The following is a 23731-nucleotide window of genomic DNA, read 5'->3' as shown; positions in this document are numbered from 1 at the left end:
CGTCAAACCCCAAGCATGGCGTTGCCGGACGCGGCATGACGGCGTCCGGTGGCAGGCGGGCCGCAGCGGGAAAAGCGGCCGGCCAGGTCGCGGAACGCTCTTGCGGCGCCCGCGGTTGGAAATGCGTCGATCACGGTGCGGCCCTGGCGCGTGGCGCGCGCGAGATGCTCGTCCTCGGGAACCGACCCGATGGCATGGACTTCCAGCGCCAGGTAACGGCCGGCGACGGAAGCGATGTTCTGGTAGATCGCGCCGGCGCGCTCGCCTGCCGCGCCGGTGATCAGGATGCCGACCGAACGCTGACCGTAATGCACGCTGATGCGCTTCATCAGCGCGTAGGCGGCGGTGATGGACGCAGCGTTGTCGGCCACATGCAGCACCAGCTCGCCCTGGGCCATGGCCGTCAGCGGCAGCGCATCCTCGTTGTCGAGCTCGGCGTCGGCCAGCAGGATGTCGTTGTTCGCGGCAAGACCGGAGAACAGCGTCTCCATGCGGCTGCGATCCCTGGATGTGAATTCGCTGCGTTCACCTTGACCCAATGCCGCGATGGCAAAGCCCTGCGGCATCGGCAGCACGGCGTCGGCCAGGCGCACTTCACCGCGCGAGGCTTGCAGCAGCGTGCCGGCCTGGATGCGCGCCAAGCCCGCGGCCACGCCACGGGTGCGACGGCAGGCGTCGATCAGCAGCACCGAGGCGCCGATGCCGGCCAGCGAAGCGCCGAAGTTCAACAGCATTGCGCTCTTGTCGGCATCAGGCGCGGCGGACAGAAAGGTCAGTTGGCGCGGCGCCGGCTTTTCGATGAGGCGGCGCAGGCCTTCGGCCTGGTCGATACGGATGCTAGCCAATTGCCACCTCGGAGAGCGATGCGTCCTTCATGGCGCGCGCGGCGCCGCCCACCACCAGCGGCAGTTCCTCGTCCGACAGCTGGAACGGCGCGCCTTCGCGCTTCATGCGAAAGGCGCGGTCGATCAGAAAGCCCGGCCGCGCCAGGTGCAGGTCTTCCGGCACGCGCTGGCCCGTGGCCACGTAATGCAGTTTGAGCTTCTGGCGGATCGCCACGTCGAGCACGTTGCCCAGGGTTGCGGCTTCATCGAGCTTGGTCAGGATGCAGCCCGACAGGCCGTTGCCGCGATAGGCGCGCACGACTTCGTTCAGGGTTTCGCCGGTCGAGGTCGCCGACAGGCACAGCAGGCGTTTGACCGGGGTATCGGCGCCGGACAGCATCGCGATCTGCTCGGCCACCATCTGGTCGCGCTGGCTCGCGCCGGCGGTGTCGATCAGGATGGTGTGCTTGCTCTTCAATTCGGAAAGCGCGATGCGCAGATCGGTTTCATCCTTCACCGAGTGCACCATCACGCCGAGGATCTTGCCGTAGATGCGCAGCTGTTCATACGCGCCGATACGGTAGCCGTCGGTGGTGATCAGGGCCAGCTTGCCGGCGCCGTGGCGCATTACGCAGCGCGCCGCGAGCTTGGCGGTGGTGGTGGTCTTGCCCACGCCGGTCGGGCCCAGCAGCGCGAACACGCCGCCTTCATCGAGCAGCGCATTGTCGTCGGCCACCGCGGTGAGATTGCGCGCGAGGATGGATTTGATCCAGGCCAGGCCGTCGAGGTCGGCCGTTTCCGGCATCTTCTCCACCAGGTAACGCGCCAGGCTGGCCGAGAAACCGGCCGCCAGCATTTCGCGCATCACCGCGGCCTTCATCGGCTCGCGCTTGGCTTGCGCGCCCCAGGAGATCTCGGCCAGCTGCGATTCCATCATGCTGCGCATGGCACGCAGCTCGGTCATCATCTGCGCCATTTCGGCGCGCTGCGACTCGATTGCCGCCGCCTGCGCGACGGGCGCGGCCGGCTTGGGCGCATCGATGCGCGGAAAGCTGGGCGTATGAATCACGGGCTGCACCGGATCGCGATAGCCATCCATGTCCGGCGCGATCTGTGCGGATTCCAGCGGACGCTGCGGCGCGGCCATGCGGCGCGGCGCTTCCTGCGCGGCCGCGCGCTCGGCGAAGGTGGAAGCCGATACAGGCGCAGCCGCTACCGGTGCGATCGGTGCAGCGGGCACGGCGGCCTGGATGGGCGCGGCCGCGCGCGGCACCGGACGGCGCGGCGCGGACAGCGCTTCCACCAGCGGCTGCGGCAGCACTTCCTTTTCCACCGCCGGCTCGGCCAATGACGCCATGTCGCTGGAAGCCAGCGCCAGGATTTCGACGCCGCCATTGACCGAGCGATTCGACAGAATCACCGCATCCGTGCCGAGCGCATCGCGCACCATGCGCATCGCGTCGCGCGCGGTCTGCGCGGAGAATTTCTTTACGTTCATTGCTGGCCTCCCACCAGGGCGGTGACTTTAATGGTTTTGGTTTCCGGAATTTCAGCGTGCGACAGCACCTTGAGCTGCGGCAGGCTGCGGCGCAAAAAGCGCGACAGCAACAGGCGCAGCGGACCCGGCACCAGCAGCACCGGCGTGGCGCCCTGCTGTTCCTGCTGCTGCACCGCCTGCGCGGTCTGCGTGACCAGGGTGTCGGCCAGGCCCGGCTCGATGCCGGCGCCGTCGGGTCCGCCGTTCTGCAGCGCCTGCATCAACAGGCGCTCGAGACGGTGGTCCAGCGCCATCACGGTCAGCTCGCCGCCGTTCGGGAACAGTTGCTGCACGATGGCGCGGCCCAGCGCGATGCGTACCAGCGCGGTCAGATCGGCCGGGTCCTGCATGCGCGGCGCATGCTCGGCCAGCGTCTCGACGATGGTGCGCATGTCGCGGATATGGATGCCTTCGGCCAGCAGGTTCTGCAGCACCTTCTGCAGCGAAGACAGCGGCATGAGTTTCGGCACCAGGTCTTCCAGGAGTTTCGGCGCATCCTTGGCCAGGTGGTCGAGCAGTTGCTGCAGCTCCTGGCGGCCGAGCAGTTCGGCGGCGTGCATCGTTACCAGATGATTCAGATGGGTGGCGACCACGGTGCCGGCATCGACCACGGTGTAGCCCATGGCCTGGGCAGAATCGCGCATCGCGGCATCGATCCACACCGCCGGCAGGCCGAAGGCCGGGTCGGTGGTCTGCGCGCCGGCCAAGGGACCCGTCACCATGCCCGGATTGATTGCCAGGAACTGGCCGGCATTGGCTTCGCCCATGCCGACTTCCACGCCCTTCAACAGAATGCGGTAGCCCGACGGACGCAGTTCCAGGTTGTCGCGGATATGCACCGGCGGCGACAGGAAGCCGACTTCCTGCGCGAACTTCTTGCGGATGCCCTTGATGCGCTTGAGCAGTTCGCCGCCCTGCCCCTTGTCGACCAGCGGAATCAGGCGGTAGCCCACTTCCAGGCCGAGAATGTCGACCGGCTGGATGTCGGCCAGCGTGGCTTCTTCCGATTCCGGCGCCGGCAGCGCGGGCGCGGCTTCCTCGACCTTCGCTTCGGCCGGCTGCTCCGCGCGCTTCTTCAGCATGTACGCGCCGCCGCCCAGCACCGAGGCCAGGAACACGAAGGCGATGTGCGGCATGCCCGGGATGATGCCCATGCCGCCGACGATGCCGGCGGTGATCATCAGCACCTGCGGCTTGGCGAAGAGCTGCGACACCAGCTGGTTGCCGACGTCCTCGTCGCTGGCCACGCGCGAAACAATCACGCCGGCCGCGGTGGAAATGATCAGCGAAGGAATCTGCGCAACCAGGCCGTCGCCGATGGCCAGCAGCGTGTAGTTCTTGATCGCCATCGCGAAGTCGAGGTCGTGCTGCACCATGCCGACGATCAGTCCGCCGATGACGTTGATGAGCGTGACCATGATGCCGGCCACCGCATCGCCGCGCACGTATTTCGAGGCGCCGTCCATGGCGCCGTAGAACTCGGCTTCCTGCGACACGCTGGTACGGCGCTTCTTCGCTTCGGTTTCGTTGATCAGGCCGGCATTCAGATCGGCGTCGATGGCCATCTGCTTGCCGGGCATCGCATCCAGCGCGAAGCGCGCGCCGACTTCGGCGATGCGGCCCGCGCCCTTGGTGACGACGGTGAAGTTGATGATGGTGAGGATGACGAAGACCACGATGCCGACGGTGTAGTTGCCGCCGATGAGGAAGTGGCCGAAGGCTTCGATGACCTTGCCGGCAGCGTCCGGCCCGGTGTGGCCTTCGGTCAGGACCACGCGGGTCGAGGCCACGTTCAGCGACAGGCGCAGCATCGTCGACACCAGCAGCACCGCGGGAAAGGCCATGAAGTCCAGCGGCTTGATGGTGTACAGGCTGGTGAGCAGCACGATCACCGACAGCGCGATGTTGAAGCTGAAGAACATGTCCAGCACGAATGCCGGCAGCGGCAGCACCATCATCGCCAGCATCATGATGATCAACAGCGGCGCAGCCAGGGCCTTGGAATTCGGGCCGGAAAGCCAGGCGGGCATGGTCAGGCCGGCAATACCGTTCATTGCGCCGCCCTCCTCTTTGCCTTTGCCATGGTCATCTTCAAGTATCCGCTCCTGGTTCATCCTGCTGTTGATGCAGGGAAATATGTTCAGGAGAGATTATTGGCGAGGCTGCCACGCGGGCATCCGGGGAAAAGAAGGGGGAAAACCGTGCTTTTGCGGGTTCGGGGCGAAACAACGGCTTCGCGGGCAACAAAACAACAGGTAACAGCAGCCCGTTGCCGCATCGGTGCGTAGGGTGGGCGCGAGCCCACGCGGCAATCGATGAGCCGCGTGGGCTCGCGCCCACCCTACGCGTTGCGACCCATGATCATCCGGCCGCGTCCGGCTGCGCTGGACCATTCAGCGGATCCATCTCCTTCGGCACGTCGAGCTCGGTCGGCGGCTGCGGCCGCATGCCGCCATTGCGGCCGTAGGCGCGCAGCTGGAACACATAGGCCAGCACTTCTGCCACGGCGGTGTACAGCGCCTGCGGTATCTCGTCGCCCAGCTCGGTGTGCCGGTACAGCGCGCGCGCCAGCGGTGGCGCCTCCAGCAGCGGCACGCGGTGCTCGCCGGCGATTTCACGGATCTTGGCAGCGACTTCATCCGCGCCCTTGGCAACGACCTTGGGCGCGCGCATCTTGCCGTCGGTGTACTTCAGCGCGACCGCATAGTGGGTCGGGTTGGTGACCACGACGTCGGCGGTCGGTATCTCGGCCATCATCCGGCGCCGCGCCATCTCGCGCTGCGTGGCACGGATCTTGGCCTTGATCTCGGGATTGCCCTCGGATTCCTTGGCTTCCTGGCGCAATTCCTCGCGCGTCATCTTCAGCTTGTTGGCGTAATGCCAGAGCTGGTAAGGCGCATCGATGGCGGCTGTCACTGCGAGCGATGCGATCAGCAGGATGAACGTGGTCAGCAGCATGTGGCCGAGATGCGTGGAACCGGTGGTCAGCGGCTCGGTGGCCAGCGTCATCGCTTCATCCAGCCGGCCGCGCACCACGACCCAGGCAATGACACCCACCAGCACCGCCTTGGCCACGGCCTTGCCGAGCTCCACCGCCGAATGCGAAGAGACCAGGTTCATGAGGCCGGACAAGGGATTGAGCTTGGCGAAGTTCGGCATGAATGCCTTGCCGCTGAAGACGAAGCCGCCGATGAGCATGGGCGCAGCGATGGCGGCCAGCATGCAGGCGGCGGCGATCGGCGCGAAGGCGATCAACACGTCGACGATGCCGCTGCCGAGGTGGGTCAGCAACAGGCTCATGTCGAAAGCCTGCTCACGTTCAAAGGCGAGGCTGTTGCTGAGCAGCTTGCCGAGCTGGCCGACCAGGCGCGGACCCGACATCCATAGCCCCGCGCCCGCAGCCATCAGCACGGCGAAGGTTGCCAGTTCGCGCGAGCGCGGCACATCGCCGTTCTCGCGCGCTTCATCAAGCCGCTTTTGTGAGGCTGGTTCGGTCTTCTCTAATTCGCTGTCTTCGGCCAAGGCGGCTCCCGTGTGGCGGCCCGGCGCGGGGATTGCGCGGGGCTGCCGGGATTATTCCGCGGCCCGCGGCGCGGCGGTCCGGGGAATAGAAGGGGAATTGGCCGTCAAACAGCCTTCTTTGGCGAGCGGCGGCTTACATGACGCTGCAACTCGGTTTCCAATCGCTCATCGTCCCGTGCAGGAGAGAGTCTTTCAGATCTTCACGCAGTGAGCTTGCGAGCACCGTTTCGCAATACTTTCGGTGCGCCTTGTTCATGTCGGGCCGTCCGGTGCGGTTCGGATAATCAAGACGCAGCACCCGCGCCTTGACCTCGTCGCTGAGCGGGGAATTCAGAATAACGCGCATATAGGCCTCAAGCCCATACTCGGTGCTGTCCCGAAACAGTGAGTCAATGGCGGACACGCCATGGAAACGCGCTTCACACCCTGGGCCGAAACGAACGTTGTTGTGCAAGGGTCGGTACTCCGCAAGCAGCCTTCGTTCAGCAACCGGGGCACGCATGCCTGATGATGTGTTTCAGTTCCCGCGGCAAGAGAAGGACGTTTTGCTCCGGCGGCGATTCGCGCAACTTCGGTGGAGGATCGGAGGGCAGTGTTGCTGCGTCAGTCTGCTGCGGCAAGCTATTGGTATGCGTTGGCGTTGATGCGAAACGCGGTGATGCTGATAAAGACTCGGACATGCTCTGATTTCCTGGGAGAGTTTTAATCGCGGTCGTCCGCGAGCGTGCGGTCACTTAACGTACGCTTGGCGCGGAAAGACCATCACTGGCGAGCCGGCGCCACGCGCCGCTCGTCGCGCGTGCCATCAGGGACCATCAGGGCCCATCAAACACGCCACGCGACAAGGGGAATTGCTGCGAATGAGGGAAGTAACTCCCGGAGCTGGCCAGGTTCAGGCGAACCGTAAATTTCGCCAGCTGCCGCTATCAGAGCTTCAGATTCTGCGCCCAGGCCAGCGCCGCCAAGTGCGCCGCATTTACCTGCTCGGCCGACAGGAAAAGCGCGTCGGCGCAGCCCTGGCTGTTGCCGTCGCTGCGTTCGCAGCTCTCGGCCAGCGCGAGGAAAGGACCGTAGATGCCGGCGCGCTTGGTGAGCGCCTGCGACAGGGCCTCGGAGAGCTGGATCTGCGTCAGCACGTCTTCCATCGGTATGCCGAGCAAGCGATCCAGCAGCGAGAACATGCCGGCCACGAACAGGTTTTCGGCATCGCCCTTCGGCAGCAGGTAATGGCCGAGCAGTTCGGTGAAACGGCCGCGGATGATGGCCGTCTGCATCAGCGCCGCCGCATGCGCGCCGGTGCTTGCGGTGGCCAGCAGCAGCGACAGCCAGCGGTACAGCGTGGAGTAGCCCAGCATGGACACCGCATGGCGCAGCGACGTGATTTCGGCGCCGAGGCCGAAGCCGACCGAATTGATGTAGCGGAACAGCTTGTAGGAAATCGCGGCGTCGCGCTTCAGGACGCCTTCGAGTTCGCGCACGTCGGCATTCCTGCCGACCAGGTTCATCAATTGCAGAATCACCGTCTGCGATGGATTCAAGCCGCGCGCGGCCTGCGCCGGCGCCGGCGCATCGATGAGCCGGCCGGCGTACACATCGAGCCCGGCCCCGGCGCAAACGTCGTAATGCTTCCAGGCCGCGATGTTGCGCACCGCGATGCGCGCGCCGGGGGCGCGCTGCGCCATGGCCCGCTTCAGTTGCGCCGCCAGGTCGCTGGCCGCGCCATCGAGTTCATATCCGGACAACAGCGGCTGCAGCGCGGAATCGATGTCCAGGCCGCGCAGTGCGACGTGAAAGCCCGCGGCGCGCGCGGCAGCAAGCGCATCGGGCTTAATCGCGGCGCCCTCTTCCAGCGTCAGCATGAATGCGGCGCCCGGCAGCATTTGCACCGCCGCGCTTTCAAAGAAGGCAGGTCCCACCGGCAGCACCAGCTTGCCGTCGGCAAGCAGCCAGCCTTCATCGCCGCGATGCAGCTCGGCGGCGAGCAGCAGGCCCAGGGCGACACTGTCGGCGTCTTCGCCGGATTGTGCGCCGGCTTGCCAGCGCAGTTCATGCGCGATCACCTTGCGCGCGGGATCGAGCAAGGGTTCGCGCAGCAGGAAAAGGGAAGCGGACATCAGTGTTGCGTGGTCGGTTAAGGCGAGAGACGAAATTCAGAAGCCGAGGCTGTCGAGCAGATCGTCGACCTGTTCCTGGCCGGCCACCACGTCGGGATTGCCTTCCGGCCGGATCTGCGGGCCATTGAGCAAACCGTCGCCTTCTTCGGCCTCGCGCGGCAGATTGCGCAACTCGCGCATGTCGGCCGGCGCATAGTCGAGCAGCAATTGCACCAGCTGCGTCTCCAGGTCGTGCGCCAGTTCGGTGACGCGGCGGATCACCTGGCCGGTGAGGTCCTGGAAGTCCTGCGCCATCATGATGTCGAGCAGATGCCCGCGCGTGGCATCCGATGCCGTGCCAACGCCATCGAGACAGGCGATGGTGCGCGTGGCCAGATCGCGGCAGCCTTCGGACATGTCCGCGCCCAGCGCCTCGCGCCAGGCAGCAGCCAGCGGCGCTGCCTGGGCGGCGATGTCTTCCTGCAGCGGACTGGCCGCCTCGGTCGCATTCAGCACCCGCTGCGCCGCCTGCTCGGTCATGCGCGCGACGTAATCGAGCCGATCGCGCGCGTCGGGAATGTCATGCGCGGCGCGCGCGATCAGCTTGTCGAAGCCGAGACCGCGCAGGCTGTCGTGCAGCGCGCGCGTCATGTGGCCAACGCGGGTCAGCAGCTCGTCCTGCGTCCGGGACGTATCCGGGATATCGTCGACCCGCTCTGCAGTCATCTCAGGCTCCCGCCTTGTCCATCTTTTCGAAGATCTTGCCGAGCTTCTCGTCCAGCGTGGCGGCGGTGAACGGCTTGACCACGTAGCCGGAAGCGCCGGCCTGGGCGGCGGCGATGATGTTCTCCTTCTTCGCTTCGGCCGTGACCATCAGCACTGGCAGCTTGGCCAGCGACGGTTCGGCGCGGATGCCCTTGAGCATGTCCAGGCCGCTCATCACCGGCATGTTCCAGTCGGAGATGACGAAGTCGAACTGCTCGTTCTTCAGCTTGGTCAGCGCCATCTGGCCGTCTTCGGCCTCGTCCACGTTGCTGTAGCCGAGTTCCTTCAGCAGGTTGCGCACGATGCGGCGCATGGTGGAGAAGTCGTCGACCACCAGGAATTTCATTTTCGGATCAGGCATGTTGCACTCCATCGAGTCTAGTTACCGATAACGCTATATCGGCTGGGGTTTTACAAACTTGAGCCACGATTGGCGCGGCTCTCTTGCGAATTTTCATCAATGCTTCATACGCGCAGCGAGCGGCCGCCATGCCGGTGCAGATGTTCCAGCACCATGCCGGGCAGCGACTTCAACGGTCCGACCTCGTGCGTGGCGCCGACCGCGATTGCTTCGCGCGGCATGCCGAACACCACGCAGCTCGCTTCATCCTGCGCCACGTTCCATGCGCCGGCTTCGCGCATCTCCAGCATGCCGGCCGCGCCATCCTTGCCCATGCCGGTGAGGATCACGCCCACGGCGTTCTTGCCCGCATGGCTGGCGGCTGAGCGGAACAGCACATCGACCGATGGACGATGGCGGTTCACCGGCGGGCCCTGGTCGAGCTGGGTCATGTAGTTCGCGCCGCTGCGCGCGAGCAGCAGATGCGAATGCCCCGGCGCGAGATAGGCATGTCCCGGCAGAACCCGTTCGCCGTGCACGGCTTCGGTCACCGAGATGCGGCACAGATTGTCCAGGCGCTGCGCGAAGGACCGGGTAAAGCCTTCGGGCATGTGCTGCACGATCAGAATGCCCGGACAGTCCGAAGGCATCTGCATCAGAAATTCCTTGATCGCTTCGGTGCCGCCGGTGGAGGCGCCGATGATGATCAGCTTTTCGCTCGAGGTCAGCGGATTCTTCAAGGTCGGCAGCACCCTGCTCTCGGCCTCGGCCGCAGTCGGGGCAGCGGCCGGCGCCTGGCGGCGGATGCGCGCACGCGCGGCGGCGCGGATCTTGTCGGCGATGGTATCGGCGTACTCCTGCATGCCGGAGGAGATCGAAATCTTGGGCTTGGTGACGAAGTCCACCGCGCCGAGTTCGAGCGCGCGCATCGTGATCTCCGAGCCGCGCTCGGTCAGCGTGGACACCATCACCACCGGCATCGGCCGCAGCCGCATCAGCTTTTCCAGGAAGTCCAGGCCGTCCATCTTCGGCATCTCGACATCGAGGGTCAGCACGTCCGGATTGAGCTTGCGGATCATCTCGCGCGCCACGATCGGATCCGGCGCCACGCCGACGACTTCCATGTCCGGCTGCGAGCCGATGATTTCCTTCAGCACGCTGCGTATCAGGGCGGAATCATCCACCACCAGCACCCGTATCTTTGCCGCGCTTGGGCGGCCTGCCAATGTCGCGTTCATCTGTTTCAGTCCTTCATGCCGCCATGAGGATGCGGTTCGCCCATTCCACCGCCTGGCCCTGGGTATGGTTCAGCATGTCGACGGCGCGGTCTTCCCGGTCGGCGACAAAGCGCGATACCGCGGCGCCATCCTGCTCTTCGAGCGCTTCGGCCAGCCGCAGCACGGCGCCCAGCATGCCTTCGCGGCGCAGCAGGGCCGCGCGCAATTCCTCGGCCAGCCCGAGCGCGCCAATGATGGTGGCCATGTCCTGGCCGAGCACCGCATCCATCACCGAGACGATGCCGACGATGAAGGCGCTGTCGGCGGCCGCCGCATGTTCGGGCTCGCGCAGCATCAGCAACTCCATCAGCTTGCCGCGCGTGGCGCCGAGATGCAGCAGCGCCGGGCGCGGCCCCGCGTCGCGACCGCTTCCGGACAGAAGCATCAGCATCAGCCAGCGCTGCAACTGCCGACGGCCGAGCATCAGCACGGCGTTGGCGATCGAGCGCAGCGGCTGCTGCATGCCAAAGGCCGCGGAGTTGGCCAGGCGCAGCAGGTCCACCGTCAGCGCCGGGTGCCGCTTGAAACCGTCCTCGATGTCGCGGACGTCGGCGTCGCCCTGCAGCATGCCGAGCATTTCCATCAGCGCTGCCTGGGACGGCGACAACTGCCGGCCCGCGACGATCTGCGGCCGGGCGAAGTGAAAGCCCTGGAACAGGTGAAAGCCCAGCTCGCCGCACATCGCGAACTGCGCATGGGTTTCTATCTTTTCGGCCACGCGGGTCACGTTCAGGCCGCGCAGCTCGCGCGCTACTGCGTCCAGGCCCACCGGGTCCAGCAGCGATACGTCGACCTTGACGATATCGACGATGGGCAACAAGGCACGGTTGTCATCGGTGGCGCCGCTGAAGTCATCGAGCGCGAAACGATAGCCCTGCGCCTTCAATTCCAGGCAGCGACGCTGCACCTCGATGCTGGCGACGGTGGTTTCCAGCAGTTCGAGCACGACCTTGTCCGCCGGCAGCAGCGCGATGGCGTCGCTCATCAGGAAATCGGCGTCACAGTTGATGAAACCGGGCATGCTGCCGAGCACGCTTTCCATGCCGAACTGCGACAGCGTGCGCAGGATCACCGAGGACGTTGCCGCGGCATGCGATGCCACGTGCGCGCGGTTTGAACGTCCGTCCCGGAACAGCAGTTCGAAGCCGTGCAGTTGCCTGCCGCGGTCGACGATGGGTTGACGCGCAAGATAGATGTCTTGCGCTTCATGCGGCAATTGGTCAGTCAGCAGTGCGTTCATCTGTCAAAGGCGGCGCGTTCTATGCGAACGCGCAGCAGGTCCCGGTTCAGAATTCTTCCCAATCGCCGCCGGCCGCAGCCGGAACAGCGCTTCGCGATACGGCCACGCTGCGCGTGGAGGGAGCGGTGGCGATCCGATGTGGCTTCGAAGGCGTCTCCTTGCTTTGCACGCCTGGCGTGGCGGGAACGCGCCGCAGGCTTGCCACTGGCGGCTGCTTCGTTGCCGGCGCGGCGGCGTGCTGCGCGGACAGCTGGAAGAAGTCCACGACACGCGAGAGTTGCGTTGCCTGTTCCTGCAGGCTGCCAGCGGCAGCGGCGGCTTCTTCCACCAGCGCGGCATTCTGCTGCGTCACCGCGTCCATCTGCGTGACCGCGCCATTGACCTGCTCGATGCCCGCGCTCTGCTCGCTGCTGGCTGCAGTGATCTCGGCCATGATGTCCGTCACCCGGCGCACGCTCTGCACCACTTCCTCGATCGTCGCGCCCGCCTGGTTCACCAGCTGGCTGCCGGTATCGACCTTGGCCACCGAGTCGCCGATCAGGCCCTTGATTTCCTGCGCGGCCGACGCCGAGCGTTGCGCCAGGCTGCGCACTTCGGAAGCCACCACCGCAAAGCCGCGCCCTTGCTCACCGGCGCGAGCGGCTTCGACCGCGGCGTTCAGCGCCAGGATATTGGTCTGGAAGGCGATGCCGTCGATGGTGCCGATGATGTCGGCGATGCGGCGCGAGGCGGTATCGATATCGTTCATCGTGGCCACCACCTGCGACACCACTGCGCCGCCGCGCTCGGCGACTTCCGATGCGGCTACGGCCAGGCCATTGGCCTGGCGGGCATTGTCGGCGTTCTGCCTGACGGTGGAGGTCAGTTCTTCCATCGAGGAAGCGGTTTCTTCCAGCGACGAGGCTTGCTGCTCGGTGCGGGCGGACAGGTCCATGTTGCCGGTGGCGATCTGTGTCGAACCGCTGGCGATGGCCTCGGCGCCCTGGCGCACCTGGGTAACGATGCCGGCCAGTTCATCACGCATGCGGCGCATTGCGAACAGCAGGCTGGCATTGTCGCCGGCTTGCACCTGCACTTCGGTCGTCAGGTCGCCGCCGGCGATGCGATTCGCCACTTCGGCGGCATACGCCGGTTCGCCGCCAAGCTGACGACGCAGCAGGCGAATATTGATCCATGCGGCGCCGACCGCGACCAGGATGGCAAAAACGGCTGCAATGATCATGCCGGTGCGTGCCTTCGCATAGGCCGCGTCCGACGCTTCCATTTCTTCGGCCGACAGCTGGTTCTCGAACTGCAGCAAATCGTTCGTCAGGTCCAGCCAGCGACGCTGTACCGGACGCAGCTCCTTGATCAGGATGTTGGTGGCATTGTCGCGATCATTGCGCAGGCCGGCCTTCGCAGCGCGCTCGATGAGCGGTTGAGCCAGTTGCTGCTGCTCGCGTATGGCCGCAATCAGTTCCTTTTCCTTGGCTGTAAGACCGGTGTCCTTGGCGAACAGGGCGTTGAGCTCGGTTTCTGCTTTTACGTAGGCCTCGGCCTGCTTCTCGACGCGCTCGGCTTCGGGCCGCATGTCCGCTTCCTCTTCCATCAATGCGAGATTGCGCAGGGCAATCATGCGGTCGTAGATGCTGTCGCGCATCGTGATGATCCTGGCCGCCTCCATGTTGTTGAAGCGGGTGATGTGAGTCATGCGCGCCTGCATGCCGGACATGCTGTAGATGCCCATGCCGGCCACCAGCAACAGCAGGAGATTGACGAGGGAAAAACCGATGACCAGTCGCTGGCGTACGGTGAGATTGGCAAAATTCATGGAAGGCTCCTCAGGCTTGCAGCAGCAAGCCCATTTCATCGGAAGACATCAGGCGCTCGATATCGAGGAGGATCAGCATGCGTTCGCCCAGCGTGCCCAGGCCGATCAGGCAGTCGGTATTCAGCGCGGTGCCCATCTCGGGCGCCGGCTTGATCTGTTCCTGCTCCAGCGTGGTGACGTCCGACACGCTGTCGACCACCATGCCCACTACCCGGTTAGCGATCGACAGGATGATCACCACGGTGAACTGGTCGTACGTCGGCTCGCCCAGGTCGAACTTGATGCGCATGTCCACGATCGGCACGATGATGCCGCGCAGATTGATCACACCCTTGATGAACTCCGGCGCGTTGGCAATGCGCGTCACGCTTTCGTAGCCGCGGATCTCCTGAACCTTCAGGATGTCGATGCCGTACTCTTCCTGCCCCAGCTTGAAAGCCAGGTATTCATTGCAGGGAGCGGCGGATTCCTGCTTGTTCGGGTTCAGAACGGTCTGTTGCATGAGCTTTCCTGAGATTCGTTACATGAGACGCGGGGAGCGTTGAAAAGATTAACGACAGCTTAGCGAGTGTCTTGAGGAGAGAAAGCCGGAATTAGACGGGAAAAGGTGGCGCAGATCGAAGCAACACGGCGCATGGCTATACGCGCAGGCTTGCCGGGTGCCGCGATCTGCCGCACATGCCTCAGGCAGCAAGCTTGTCGATCAGACCCATTTCGTCTGAGGACATCAGGCGCTCGATATCGAGGAGGATCAGCATGCGTTCGCCCAGCGTGCCCAGGCCGATCAGGTAATCGGTATTGAGCACCGTGCCCATCTCGGGCGCCGGCTTGATTTGTTCCTGCTCCAGCGTGGTGACGTCCGACACGCTGTCGACCACCATGCCCATCACCCGGCCAGCGATCGACAGAATGATCACTACGGTGAACTGGTCGTACGTCGGCTCGCCCAGGTCGAACTTGATGCGCATGTCCACGATCGGCACGATGATGCCGCGCAGATTGATCACACCCTTGATGAACTCCGGCGCGTTCGCAATGCGCGTCACGCTTTCGTAGCCGCGGATCTCCTGAACCTTCAGGATGTCGATGCCGTACTCTTCCTGCCCCAGCCTGAAGGCCAGGTATTCATTGCTGCGGGTGTCATTGCCGCTGGTTGCGCTGGCGACTGCTTGCATAGTTGCTCCTTGACGAATAATTGGCCCGCACTCTCGGGCGCTTGGCGTTTATCGGACACCAGATTACACGATTTTGGAGAACTATTGAACTGTGGAAAGATTTCTTTGATGAAATTTCCAACACAAAGGGATCCGGCGTCCTCAACTTGACGACAGCAGCGGCGAGCGGACATAAAAAAACCGCGGATGCCACGGATCTCTGTGATCCGGGCATCCGCGGTTTTCGCGGAACAGTCGAAAGACTTTATGCCGCTTCGCGCGACGCGCGCTTGCGCTCATGCTCCTTCAGGAAGCGCTTGCGCAGGCGGATGCTCTTCGGCGTGATTTCCACCAGCTCGTCGTCTTCGATGAATTCGACCGCGTACTCCAGCGTGAGCTGGATCGGCGGCACCAGGCGCACTGCTTCGTCGGTGCCGGAAGCGCGCACGTTGGTGAGCTGCTTGCCCTTGATCGGGTTGACCACCAGGTCGTTGTCGCGCGAATGAATGCCGATGATCATGCCTTCGTACACCGGGTCGTTGTGGACCACGAACATGCGGCCGCGATCCTGCAGCTTCCACAGCGCATAAGCGACCGCGGCGCCGTCATCCTGCGAGATCAGCACGCCATTGCGGCGGCCGACCATTTCGCCCTTGGCATTGTCGACCGGCGCGTACTCGTCGAAGATGTGGCTCATCAGGCCGGTACCACGGGTCAGCGTCATAAACTCGCCCTGGAAGCCGATCAGGCCGCGCGCGGGGATGCGGTAGTCGAGGCGCACGCGGCCCTTGCCGTCCGGCTGCATGTCCTGCAAATCGCCGCGACGACGGCCCAGCTCTTCCATCACGCCGCCCTGATGACCTTCTTCCACGTCCACCGACAGCAGCTCGAACGGCTCGTGGCGCACGCCGTCGACCATCTTGAACACCACGCGCGGGCGGGACACCGCCAGCTCATAGCCTTCGCGGCGCATGTTTTCGATCAGGATGGTGAGGTGCAGTTCGCCGCGGCCCGAGACTTCGAAGGTAGTGTCGTCGTCGGTCGGCGCCACGCGCAGCGCGACGTTGGCCTTCAGCTCGCGGTCGAGACGGTCGCGCAGCTGGCGGCTGGTGACGAACTTGCCTTCGCGGCCGGCCAGCGGCGAGCTGTTGACCATGAAGTTCATCGTCAGCGTCGGCTCGTCGACCTTCAGCATCGGCAGCGCGTCCGGGGTATCCGGCGCGCACACCGTGGTGCCGATGCCGAGTTCTTCGATGCCATTGATCAGCACGATGTCGCCAGCGCTGGCTTCATCGACCAGCACGCGGTCCAGGCCCTTGAACTTCAGCACCTGGTTGACGCGCGCCTTCGTCGGCGTGCTGTCGGGGCCGTTCATGATGATCACGTCCTGCAGCGCGCGCACGCGGCCGCGCTTGATGCGGCCGATGCCGATCTTGCCCACGTAGGAGGAATAGTCGAGCGAGGAAATCTGCAGTTGCAGCGGACCGTCCGGATCGTCGTCGCGCACCGGCACGTGCTCGAGGATGGCATCGAACAGCGGCTGCATGTCGCCACCACGCGATTCCGGGTCCAGGCTGGCGTAGCCGTTCAGCGCGGAGGCATAGACCACCGGGAAGTCGAGCTGCTCTTCGGTAGCGCCAAGCTTGTCGAAGAGTTCGAAGGTGGCGTTGATGACCCACTCCGGACGGGCGCCCGGACGGTCGATCTTGTTGACGACGACGATGGGCTTCAGGCCCAGCGCCAGCGCCTTGCGGGTAACGAAACGGGTTTGCGGCATCGGGCCTTCGACCGCATCCACCAGCAGCAGCACCGAGTCCACCATCGACAGCACGCGCTCGACTTCGCCGCCGAAGTCGGCGTGGCCCGGGGTATCAACGATATTGACGTGCGTGCCCTTGTATTCGACCGCGCAGTTCTTGGCCAGGATGGTGATGCCGCGTTCCTTTTCCAGATCATTCGAGTCCATCACGCGCGTATCGACATGCTGGTTCTCGCGGAAGGTGCCGGACTGGCGCAGCAACTGGTCGACCAGCGTGGTCTTGCCGTGGTCAACGTGGGCAATGATGGCGATATTGCGCAGAGCGCGTTGGGTGTTTGACATGATGTGGAATCTGCTAAGGAGGGAGGCCGATGCGGCAAGCCGCGCATTGTAGCACGGTGAGTTGCACTAACTTGAGGGAAACTCCCGGGATTTCAATGGTTTGGCGGTAGGTTGGGCTGAAAAGCCCAACGGGAGCTCGATCCCGTGCGGGCTTCTGTAGGGCTTCCTTCGGTAGGTTGGGCTGATAAGCCCAACATGAAGGTTGATGGCGTGCGGACTTCCGTTGGGCATCCTTCGTCAGCCCAACCTACGCGTCCGTGTTCAAGCCGCGATCAGCCGCTCCGGCGCAAGCACGCCGTATTCCGCCATGCGCGCCGTGCCGAGCAGTTTGCCGTCACTCGCGCGATAGACGCGTGCCCTGCCCTCGGCCGCGGTTCCCTTGCCCAATGCGAGGCGCTGACCGTGCAGGAAGCGACGCGCCAGTTCGTCGTCGAGCGACACCGATGGGAAGCTCGACAGCAGCGCATCGACCGGCGCCAGCGCCGCGGCGCGTTGCTCCTCCGGCAGGCTTGCCAGTGCATCCAGCGTCATCGCTCCGTGCAATGTCAGCGCGCCGACGCCGATACGTCTCAGCATGTTCAGATGCGCGCCGCAGCCGAGCGCATGACCAATATCTTCGCCGAGCACGCGGATATAGGTGCCCTTGCTGCATCGAACCGCGAGCTTCAGATACGGTGCGCGCCATTCCAGTAAGTCAAGACAATGGATTGTCACGCGCCGCGCTTCGCGCTCCAGCGTGATGCCGGCGCGCGCATATTCATACAGCGGCTTGCCGTCGCGCTTGAGGGCCGAGTGCATCGGCGGGACTTGATCGATCTCACCGCGAAAGGCTTCCAGCGCCGCTTCGATGCGGGCCACATCCAGGCTCGCATCGACGTCGCATTGCCGAACGATTTCGCCTTCGGTATCGCCGGTGGCAGTCGTCACGCCGAGATGCACGATGGTCTCGTATTCCTTGTCGGCTTCGAGCAGGTCTTGCGAGAACTTGGTCGCCTCGCCAAAGCATAGCGGCAGCAGGCCGGTGGCGAAGGGATCGAGCGTGCCGGTGTGGCCGGCCTTCTCCGCGTTCAACATCCGCTTGGCGCGGATCAGCGCATCGTTGGAAGACAGGCCCTCGGGCTTGTCCAGCAGCAGCACGCCGTGCACCGGCACACGCTTGCGCTTGCCTTCACTCTTCATCCGCATCCCTTGCCCGGGTGGCATTGGCTTCGTCGATGAGCTTGGACAACGCCGCGCCGTGGGCAGGCGCGCTGTCGTAATGGAAATGCAGTTCCGGCAGTGTATGGATCTTCAAACGGTGACCGAGCTGGTTGCGTATGAAGCCGGCTGCCTTGGACAGGCCGTGCTGGGTCTGGCGCACCACGTCGGGATTGTCGGCCAGCGTGGTGAAGTAGACCTTTGCATGCGCATAGTCCGGGGTGAGCTGTACTTCGGTGATGGTGACCATGCCGACGCGCGGATCCTTCAGCTCGTAGCTGATGATTTCCGCAAGGTCGCGCTGGATCTGGTCGGCCACGCGCTGTCCGCGTGCCGGCATGCTTTTGCTGTGTTTGGCCATGATCGCTAGCTGGAGAAGATGATGCCGGGCGGCCGGGCAATGCGCGTTTGAGCGCTGCGGGCGGACCGACGAGCCGGGGCGTATCGCAATGACCGCGATGATCGCGCCCATAAAAAAATCGGGATCCAACGGCGCACATCGTACACCCCCGGATCCCGACCGGATTTGACTGACGCCGGTATTACAGCGTGCGCGCCACTTCCTGGACTTCGAACATCTCGAGCTGGTCGCCTTCCTTGATGTCGTTGTAGTTCTTCAGGGTCAGGCCGCACTCGAAGCCGGACTTCACTTCGCGCACGTCATCCTTGAAGCGCTTTAGCGAATCGATCTCGCCGGTCCAGACCACCACGTTGTTGCGCAACAGGCGCGCCGATGCGCCGCGGCGCGCAACGCCTTCGAGCACATAGCAGCCCGCGATCGCGCCAACCTTGCTGACCAGGATGACCTGGCGAATCTCGATCAGGCCGATGACCTGTTCGCGCTTCTCCGGCGCCAGCATGCCCGACATCGCCGCCTTGATCTCATCCACGGCGTCGTAAATGATGTTGTAGTAGCGGATGTCGACGCCGTTGGCTTCAGCCAGCTTGCGCGCCTGGGCGTCGGCCCGGGTGTTGAAGCCGATGATGACGGCCTTCGATGCCATCGCCAGGTTCACGTCCGACTCGGTGATGCCGCCAACCGCCGCATGGACGATCTGCACCCGCACCTCGTTGGTCGACAGCTTCTGCATCGAATGCACCAGCGCTTCCTGCGAACCCTGCACGTCGGTCTTGATGATCATCGGCAGTGTCTTGACTTCGCCTTCGGCCATCTGCTCGAACATGTTCTCGAGCTTGGCGGCCTGCTGCTTGGCCAGCTTCACGTCGCGGAACTTGCCCTGGCGGAACAGGCCGATTTCACGCGCCTTGCGTTCGTCGCCCATGACCATGACTTCCTCGCCGGCTGCCGGCACTTCGGTCAGACCCTGGATCTCGACCGGCAGCGAAGGACCGGCTTCGGCGATGTTCTTGCCGTTCTCGTCCAGCATCGCGCGCACCCGGCCATAGGCCGAACCGGCCAGCACCACGTCGCCGCGGCGCAGCGTGCCGGATTGCACCAGCACGGTTGCCACCGGGCCGCGACCCTTGTCCAGCTTGGCTTCGATCACCAGGCCGCGCGCCGGCGCATCCGCCGGTGCTTTCAACTCCAGCACCTCGGCTTGCAGCAGCACGTTTTCCAGCAGGTCGTCCACGCCCTGGCCGGTCTTGGCCGACACCGGCACGAACGGCGAATCGCCGCCGTATTCTTCCGGCACGACCTGCTCGGCGATCAATTCCTGGGTAACGCGGTCGACGTTGCCACCCGGCTTGTCGATCTTGTTGATCGCCACCACCAGCGGCACGCCGGCAGCCTTGGCATGCGCAATCGCTTCCTTGGTCTGCGGCATCACGCCGTCGTCGGCGGCCACCACCAGGATGACGATATCGGTCGCCTTCGCGCCGCGGGCACGCATCGCAGTAAACGCTTCGTGGCCCGGGGTGTCGAGGAAGGTGATCATGCCGCGCGGCGTTTTCACGTGATACGCGCCGATGTGCTGGGTGATGCCGCCGGCTTCGCCGGAAGCCACCTTGGCGCGACGGATATAGTCGAGCAGCGAGGTCTTGCCGTGGTCGACGTGACCCATCACGGTCACCACCGGCGCGCGCGGCAACTGCGGCGCATCGGTCTGCTCGGCGCCCTCGGTCAGCATCGCTTCCGGATCGTCGAGCTTGGCCGCATGCGCGGTATGACCCATTTCCTCGACCACGATCATCGCGGTTTCCTGGTCCAGCACCTGGTTGATGGTGACCATCTGGCCCAGCTTCATCAGCTGCTTGATCACCTCGGATGCCTTGACCGCCATCTTGTGCGCGAGCTCGGCCACCGTGATGGTTTCCGGAACATGCACATCCTTGACGACGGCTTCGGTCGGTACCTGGAAATTGCTTTCGCGGTCGTCGGCATGGCCGCGGCGACCGCCGCGCGCGCCGGAGCGCCAGCCATCGCGTCCGCCGCCGGCGCCGGGGCCGCGGGTCTTCATGCCGCCCGTGCCGCGCTTCTTGGCGTCGTCCTGCCAGGTCGAGGAGACATTGGCCGACTTGATCGACTTCTTGTCGCCGGTTGCCGGCTTCTTGTCATCCTTCTTCGCTTCGGTCGCGGGCGCCGTCGCCGCCTTCTTCTCGGCGGGCTTGTGCAGCGTGCCTTCGGCCGGCTTGACCGCGGTTTTCGCAGCGACCGGTTCCGGTGCCTTGATCACGCGGCGCGGTGCATTCATCATCGCGCGGATTTGCGCCACCTCGTCGGCAACGGCCTTGCGGGCGCGCTCGATGGCGTCGCGGCGCTCGGCTTCCGCCTTGGCTTCGGCTTCATCACGCTTGCGCTTTTCTTCCTCGGCGGCGCGCTTGGCGGCCTGGGCTTCGGCATCAGCCTGCGGCGAAGCCGGCTGCGGCTTGGCGCCGGAACGCTTTGCCGCTTCCTCGGCCGCGGCCTTGGCGGCAGCAGCTTCCGCGGCAGCGCGGCGCTCGGTTTCCTCGCGTGCACGGCGCTCGGCTTCGATGCGCTCGTGCTCGATGCGCAGACGCTCGGCTTCTTCCCGGGCGGCCTGCTCGGCGCGCTGACGCTCGGCGATCTCGGCCTGGCGGCGCGCCTCTTCCTGGCGCTGCAGTTCGGTCGGATCAATCGCTGGCGCGGCCGGTGCCGCCGAAGCGGTGGCCGGGGCCGCAGCTTCGATCGGCTCGTCGCGTTTGACGAAGGTGCGCTTCTTGCGCACTTCCACCTGGATCGTGCGCGACTTGCCGGTGGCATCCGCCTGCTTGATCTCGGTGGTTTCCTTGCGGGTCAGCGTGATCTTTTTCTTTTCGCTATCTGGCGACACACCATGCGCGCGTCGCAGATGACCGAGAAGCTTGTCCTTGTCTTCCTTGGAAAGCTGGTCGGAGGTCGAGCTCTTGTCGACGCCCGCTGCACGCAATTGGGTCAGCAGCAGGTCGGCCGGCATTTTCAGCTCGGTGGCAAATTGGGCTACGTTGTTACTCGCCATTCAGTCCTCTTTTCTATGTGACGCGTTGATGATGTGTGCCGGAGCTTATTTCGCCGAAGCCAGGCTCCAGGCCTTGGCTTGCAGCGCCTTGGCTCGATCGTCATATTTCATGTCGATCAGCTTCATCTCTTCATCGCTCACATCGTCGAAACCATTGTCTATCAGTTGCCGCGCGCGGTCGGCGGGCAGCGCCAGGATCGCGCCGAACTCATCGTAGGCCAGGCCCGTGAATTGTTCGGCTGTCTTGATGCCGGCCAGGCCCAGCTTGCCCGCGGTGATGCGGTCCATGCCTTCCAGGTTGACCAGCGCGTCTTCCATGCCTTCGAGACCTTCTTCGGAAGCGATTGCCTCGGTCACCAGCGCGTCGCGCGCGCGGTTGCGTAATTCATTGACCGTTTCTTCGTCGAAGGATTCGATTTCCAGCATTTCCTGGATCGGCACATAGGCGATCTCTTCCAGGCTGGAGAAGCCCTCGGAGGCCAGGATGTCGGCGACTTCCTCGTCCACGTCGAGCTTCTCCATGAACAGCGCGCGCACCGCTGCGGTCTCGCGCTCGGCCTTGTCCGCCGATTCCTCGGCGGTCATGATGTTGATCTGCCAGCCGGTCAGCTCGGAAGCCAGGCGCACGTTCTGGCCGCCTCGGCCGATGGCGATCGCCAGGTTTTCCTCGTCAACCACTACGTCCATCGCATGCTTCTCCTCGTCCACCATGATCGAGGAGACGTTGGCCGGCGCCAGCGCGCCGATGACGAACTGCGCCGGATCGTCGGACCACAGCACGATGTCCACGCGCTCGCCGCCGAGCTCGGCGGTGACGGCCTGAACGCGCGAGCCGCGCATGCCGACGCAGGTGCCGATCGGGTCGATGCGCTTGTCGGCGGTGTAGACGGCGATCTTTGCGCGCACGCCAGCATCACGCGCGGCAGATTTGATTTCCAGGAGGCCCTGCTCGATCTCGGGCACTTCCAGTTCGAACAGCTTCATGATGAATTCCGGCGCGGTGCGCGACAGGATCACCTGCGGGCCGCGCGCATTGCGCTCGATCTTCAGGATGTAGGCACGCACGCGGTCGCCGATACGCAGGTTTTCCTTCGGAATCATCTGATCGCGCGGCAGGCGGGCTTCGATCTTGCCGGATTCGACGATCGCGTCGCCGCGCTCCATGCGCTTGATGGTGCCAGTCACCAGCGCGTCGCCGCGCTCGAGGAAGTCGGCCAGGATCTGTTCGCGCTCGGCGTCACGGATGCGCTGCAGCACGACCTGCTTGGTGTCCTGCGCGAAGCGACGTCCGAACTCAACCGATTCGATCGGCTCCTCGATGTAGTCATCGACCTCGATATCGGCAATCTGTTCCTTTGCTTCGAACAGCAGCACTTCCTGGTCGGGTTGCTGCAGGCCGGCTTCGTCGGGGACAACATGCCAGCGGCGGAAGCTCTCGAACTCGCCATTGTCGCGATCGATCGCCACGCGGATATCCACGTCACCCTCGTAGCGCTTTTTGGTCGCCTGCGCGAGCGCATGCTCGAGCGCTCCGAAGACGATTTCCTTATCTACATTCTTTTCGCGCGCCAGCGCATCGACCAACAACAAAATTTCGCGACTCATGCTTTGCGACTCCTAAAATCCACTTTGGGCACCAGGCGTGCCTTATCCACGTCAGCCAGCGTAAACTCCAGCACCGCCGGTCCCTCTTTTCCTTCGAATTCCAGCTTCAGCGTCTCCCCATCCGGCTCCAGCAGGATGCCTTCGAAGGACTTGCGATTGGCCGCGCCCGGCATCGGCATGCGCAACTTGATCAAGGCCTCCTGTCCGGCAAAACGGCGATAATCCGACGCCTTCTTCAGCGGACGATCCAGACCCGGGGATGACACTTCGAGACGCTCGTAATCGACGTTCTCGACCGTCAGCACATGCAGCAACTGATGCGTGACCTTCTCGCAGTCTTCCACCGTGATCGAGCGCTCTTCACCACCTTCCGGGAAGTCGATGTACACCCGCAGCAGGCCACGGCCCGCCGGCTCGAAATCGACCAGCTCGTAATCCATGCCGGCCACGGTTTTCTCTATCAGTTCCAGCAAGCGCAAAACGTTCCTCCGATGATTGCCAGAAACCGCCGCGAAGACGTTCAACAAAAAAAAAATGGGCATGTGCCCATCTTCTTATCGTTGCCGCCGGAACCTTGTTGCGCCCATTACGGCGGAAAGTCCCGGCTTCGCTGCGTCACCGACTGCCCGGAAACCGCTTCCATCTCCCCGCCTTGCTCCCACAAGAATCAGTTCATTGCGATGGAATCCGATGCAGTCTGTTGCGTGCGCCGTCATGGCGGCTTCAATAAACCGCTGCATTATACGCGCTACACCGGCTGCCCGCAATGCAAATACCCATACGCAGCCGCAGGCGGCGTATGGGAAGCGGCTACATCAGGCGCGAAAACGCCGCGCAGTTCTTGATT

The 23731-nt window shown here is 64.2% G+C and carries 20 protein-coding genes; 1 reads left to right on the top strand and 19 read right to left on the bottom strand.

Going from position 1 to position 23731, the window contains the following annotated elements; translation table 11 throughout:
* Positions 1-2 precede the first annotated feature (2 nt).
* The 19 genes from JJB74_RS20490 to rimP form a co-directional block, all read right to left on the bottom strand.
* The gene (locus tag JJB74_RS20490) at positions 3-845 is read right to left on the bottom strand and encodes a MinD/ParA family ATP-binding protein (protein WP_200594952.1); all 843 of its coding nucleotides are present in this window, start codon (positions 843-845) and stop codon (positions 3-5) included.
* Positions 838-2322: a flagellar biosynthesis protein FlhF gene (gene flhF / locus JJB74_RS20485; protein ID WP_200594951.1), complete on the bottom strand. Its 1485-nt coding sequence runs from the start codon at positions 2320-2322 to the stop codon at positions 838-840. Before flhF ends, JJB74_RS20490 begins: the two co-directional genes overlap by 8 nt.
* Positions 2319-4415 carry a flagellar biosynthesis protein FlhA gene (gene flhA, locus JJB74_RS20480; RefSeq protein WP_200594949.1) on the bottom strand — a complete coding sequence of 699 codons (2097 nt, stop codon included), beginning with the start codon at positions 4413-4415 and terminating at the stop codon, positions 2319-2321. Before flhA ends, flhF begins: the two co-directional genes overlap by 4 nt.
* A 307-nt stretch (positions 4416-4722) precedes the next feature.
* Positions 4723-5883 carry a flagellar biosynthesis protein FlhB gene (gene flhB, locus JJB74_RS20475; protein WP_200594948.1) on the bottom strand — a complete coding sequence of 387 codons (1161 nt, stop codon included), beginning with the start codon at positions 5881-5883 and terminating at the stop codon, positions 4723-4725.
* Between the two features lie 133 nt (positions 5884-6016).
* A complete protein-coding gene (locus tag JJB74_RS20470) occupies positions 6017-6337 on the bottom strand; it encodes a hypothetical protein (RefSeq protein WP_200594946.1) in 321 nt (106 codons plus the stop codon).
* A gap of 472 nt (positions 6338-6809) precedes the next feature.
* Positions 6810-7997 (bottom strand): EAL and HDOD domain-containing protein, encoded by a 1188-nt coding sequence (locus tag JJB74_RS20465; protein WP_200594945.1) that lies wholly within the window; start codon positions 7995-7997, stop codon positions 6810-6812.
* A 36-nt stretch (positions 7998-8033) separates the two neighbouring features.
* Complete coding sequence (cheZ, locus tag JJB74_RS20460) at positions 8034-8702, bottom strand: protein phosphatase CheZ (protein WP_200594944.1); 669 nt, start codon at positions 8700-8702, stop codon at positions 8034-8036.
* Between the two features lies 1 nt (position 8703).
* Positions 8704-9102: a chemotaxis response regulator CheY gene (gene cheY / locus JJB74_RS20455; RefSeq protein ID WP_200594943.1), complete on the bottom strand. Its 399-nt coding sequence runs from the start codon at positions 9100-9102 to the stop codon at positions 8704-8706.
* Positions 9103-9206: 104 nt separating this feature from the next.
* On the bottom strand, positions 9207-10319 hold the full coding sequence (locus tag JJB74_RS20450; protein WP_200594941.1) for a protein-glutamate methylesterase/protein-glutamine glutaminase: 1113 nt from the start codon (positions 10317-10319) through the stop codon (positions 9207-9209).
* A gap of 13 nt (positions 10320-10332) precedes the next feature.
* On the bottom strand, positions 10333-11598 hold the full coding sequence (locus JJB74_RS20445) for an EAL and HDOD domain-containing protein (RefSeq protein WP_200594940.1): 1266 nt from the start codon (positions 11596-11598) through the stop codon (positions 10333-10335).
* A 46-nt stretch (positions 11599-11644) separates the two neighbouring features.
* Positions 11645-13408, bottom strand: a complete 1764-nt coding sequence (locus JJB74_RS33960; protein ID WP_200594938.1) for a methyl-accepting chemotaxis protein — start codon at positions 13406-13408, stop codon at positions 11645-11647.
* A 10-nt stretch (positions 13409-13418) separates the two neighbouring features.
* Positions 13419-13910, bottom strand: coding sequence for a chemotaxis protein CheW (locus JJB74_RS20435; protein WP_200594936.1), 492 nt, complete (start codon positions 13908-13910; stop codon positions 13419-13421).
* Between the two features lie 181 nt (positions 13911-14091).
* Positions 14092-14583, bottom strand: coding sequence for a chemotaxis protein CheW (locus tag JJB74_RS20430; protein ID WP_200594935.1), 492 nt, complete (start codon positions 14581-14583; stop codon positions 14092-14094).
* A gap of 244 nt (positions 14584-14827) precedes the next feature.
* Positions 14828-16663, bottom strand: a complete 1836-nt coding sequence (gene typA / locus JJB74_RS20425; protein ID WP_200594933.1) for a translational GTPase TypA — start codon at positions 16661-16663, stop codon at positions 14828-14830.
* 261 nt (positions 16664-16924) lie between these two features.
* Entirely contained in the window at positions 16925-17842 is a 918-nt protein-coding gene (truB, locus tag JJB74_RS20420; RefSeq protein WP_200594931.1) for a tRNA pseudouridine(55) synthase TruB, read from the bottom strand.
* The gene (rbfA, locus tag JJB74_RS20415; RefSeq protein WP_200594930.1) at positions 17832-18221 is read right to left on the bottom strand and encodes a 30S ribosome-binding factor RbfA; all 390 of its coding nucleotides are present in this window, start codon (positions 18219-18221) and stop codon (positions 17832-17834) included. Before rbfA ends, truB begins: the two co-directional genes overlap by 11 nt.
* A 181-nt stretch (positions 18222-18402) precedes the next feature.
* Positions 18403-21279, bottom strand: a complete 2877-nt coding sequence (gene infB, locus JJB74_RS20410) for a translation initiation factor IF-2 (RefSeq protein ID WP_200594929.1) — start codon at positions 21277-21279, stop codon at positions 18403-18405.
* 45 nt (positions 21280-21324) lie between these two features.
* Positions 21325-22884 (bottom strand): transcription termination factor NusA, encoded by a 1560-nt coding sequence (nusA, locus tag JJB74_RS20405; RefSeq protein WP_200594927.1) that lies wholly within the window; start codon positions 22882-22884, stop codon positions 21325-21327.
* Positions 22881-23363, bottom strand: a complete 483-nt coding sequence (gene rimP, locus JJB74_RS20400) for a ribosome maturation factor RimP (RefSeq protein WP_234484399.1) — start codon at positions 23361-23363, stop codon at positions 22881-22883. Before rimP ends, nusA begins: the two co-directional genes overlap by 4 nt.
* 12 nt (positions 23364-23375) lie before the next feature.
* Between rimP and JJB74_RS20395 the strand changes: the two genes are divergently transcribed.
* The gene (locus tag JJB74_RS20395; RefSeq protein WP_200595027.1) at positions 23376-23729 is read left to right on the top strand and encodes a hypothetical protein; all 354 of its coding nucleotides are present in this window, start codon (positions 23376-23378) and stop codon (positions 23727-23729) included.
* Positions 23730-23731 lie beyond the last annotated feature (2 nt).

The organism is Noviherbaspirillum pedocola (assembly GCF_016632335.1).
Lineage (GTDB): Bacteria > Pseudomonadota > Gammaproteobacteria > Burkholderiales > Burkholderiaceae_D > Noviherbaspirillum_A > Noviherbaspirillum_A pedocola.
Note: the sequence above shows the minus strand (reverse complement) of the source record. Positions and strands in the feature narration are given on the sequence as shown.

Excerpts from the sequence above, each read along its gene's own strand:
- JJB74_RS33960 (WP_200594938.1), bottom strand. The coding sequence starts at position 13,408 with ATGAATTTTGCCAATCTCACCGTACGCCAGCGACTGGTCATCGGTTTT.
- rbfA (WP_200594930.1), bottom strand. The coding sequence starts at position 18,221 with ATGGCCAAACACAGCAAAAGCATGCCGGCACGCGGACAGCGCGTGGCC.
- truB (WP_200594931.1), bottom strand. The coding sequence starts at position 17,842 with ATGAAGAGTGAAGGCAAGCGCAAGCGTGTGCCGGTGCACGGCGTGCTG.
- cheY (WP_200594943.1), bottom strand. The coding sequence starts at position 9,102 with ATGCCTGATCCGAAAATGAAATTCCTGGTGGTCGACGACTTCTCCACC.
- JJB74_RS20395 (WP_200595027.1), top strand. The coding sequence starts at position 23,376 with ATGATTGCCAGAAACCGCCGCGAAGACGTTCAACAAAAAAAAAATGGG.
- flhF (WP_200594951.1), bottom strand. The coding sequence starts at position 2,322 with ATGAACGTAAAGAAATTCTCCGCGCAGACCGCGCGCGACGCGATGCGC.
- flhA (WP_200594949.1), bottom strand. The coding sequence starts at position 4,415 with ATGAACGGTATTGCCGGCCTGACCATGCCCGCCTGGCTTTCCGGCCCG.
- JJB74_RS20435 (WP_200594936.1), bottom strand. The coding sequence starts at position 13,910 with ATGCAACAGACCGTTCTGAACCCGAACAAGCAGGAATCCGCCGCTCCC.
- typA (WP_200594933.1), bottom strand. The coding sequence starts at position 16,663 with ATGTCAAACACCCAACGCGCTCTGCGCAATATCGCCATCATTGCCCAC.
- infB (WP_200594929.1), bottom strand. The coding sequence starts at position 21,279 with ATGGCGAGTAACAACGTAGCCCAATTTGCCACCGAGCTGAAAATGCCG.
- cheZ (WP_200594944.1), bottom strand. The coding sequence starts at position 8,702 with ATGACTGCAGAGCGGGTCGACGATATCCCGGATACGTCCCGGACGCAG.
- JJB74_RS20465 (WP_200594945.1), bottom strand. The coding sequence starts at position 7,997 with ATGTCCGCTTCCCTTTTCCTGCTGCGCGAACCCTTGCTCGATCCCGCG.
- nusA (WP_200594927.1), bottom strand. The coding sequence starts at position 22,884 with ATGAGTCGCGAAATTTTGTTGTTGGTCGATGCGCTGGCGCGCGAAAAG.
- JJB74_RS20430 (WP_200594935.1), bottom strand. The coding sequence starts at position 14,583 with ATGCAAGCAGTCGCCAGCGCAACCAGCGGCAATGACACCCGCAGCAAT.
- JJB74_RS20445 (WP_200594940.1), bottom strand. The coding sequence starts at position 11,598 with ATGAACGCACTGCTGACTGACCAATTGCCGCATGAAGCGCAAGACATC.
- JJB74_RS20450 (WP_200594941.1), bottom strand. The coding sequence starts at position 10,319 with ATGAACGCGACATTGGCAGGCCGCCCAAGCGCGGCAAAGATACGGGTG.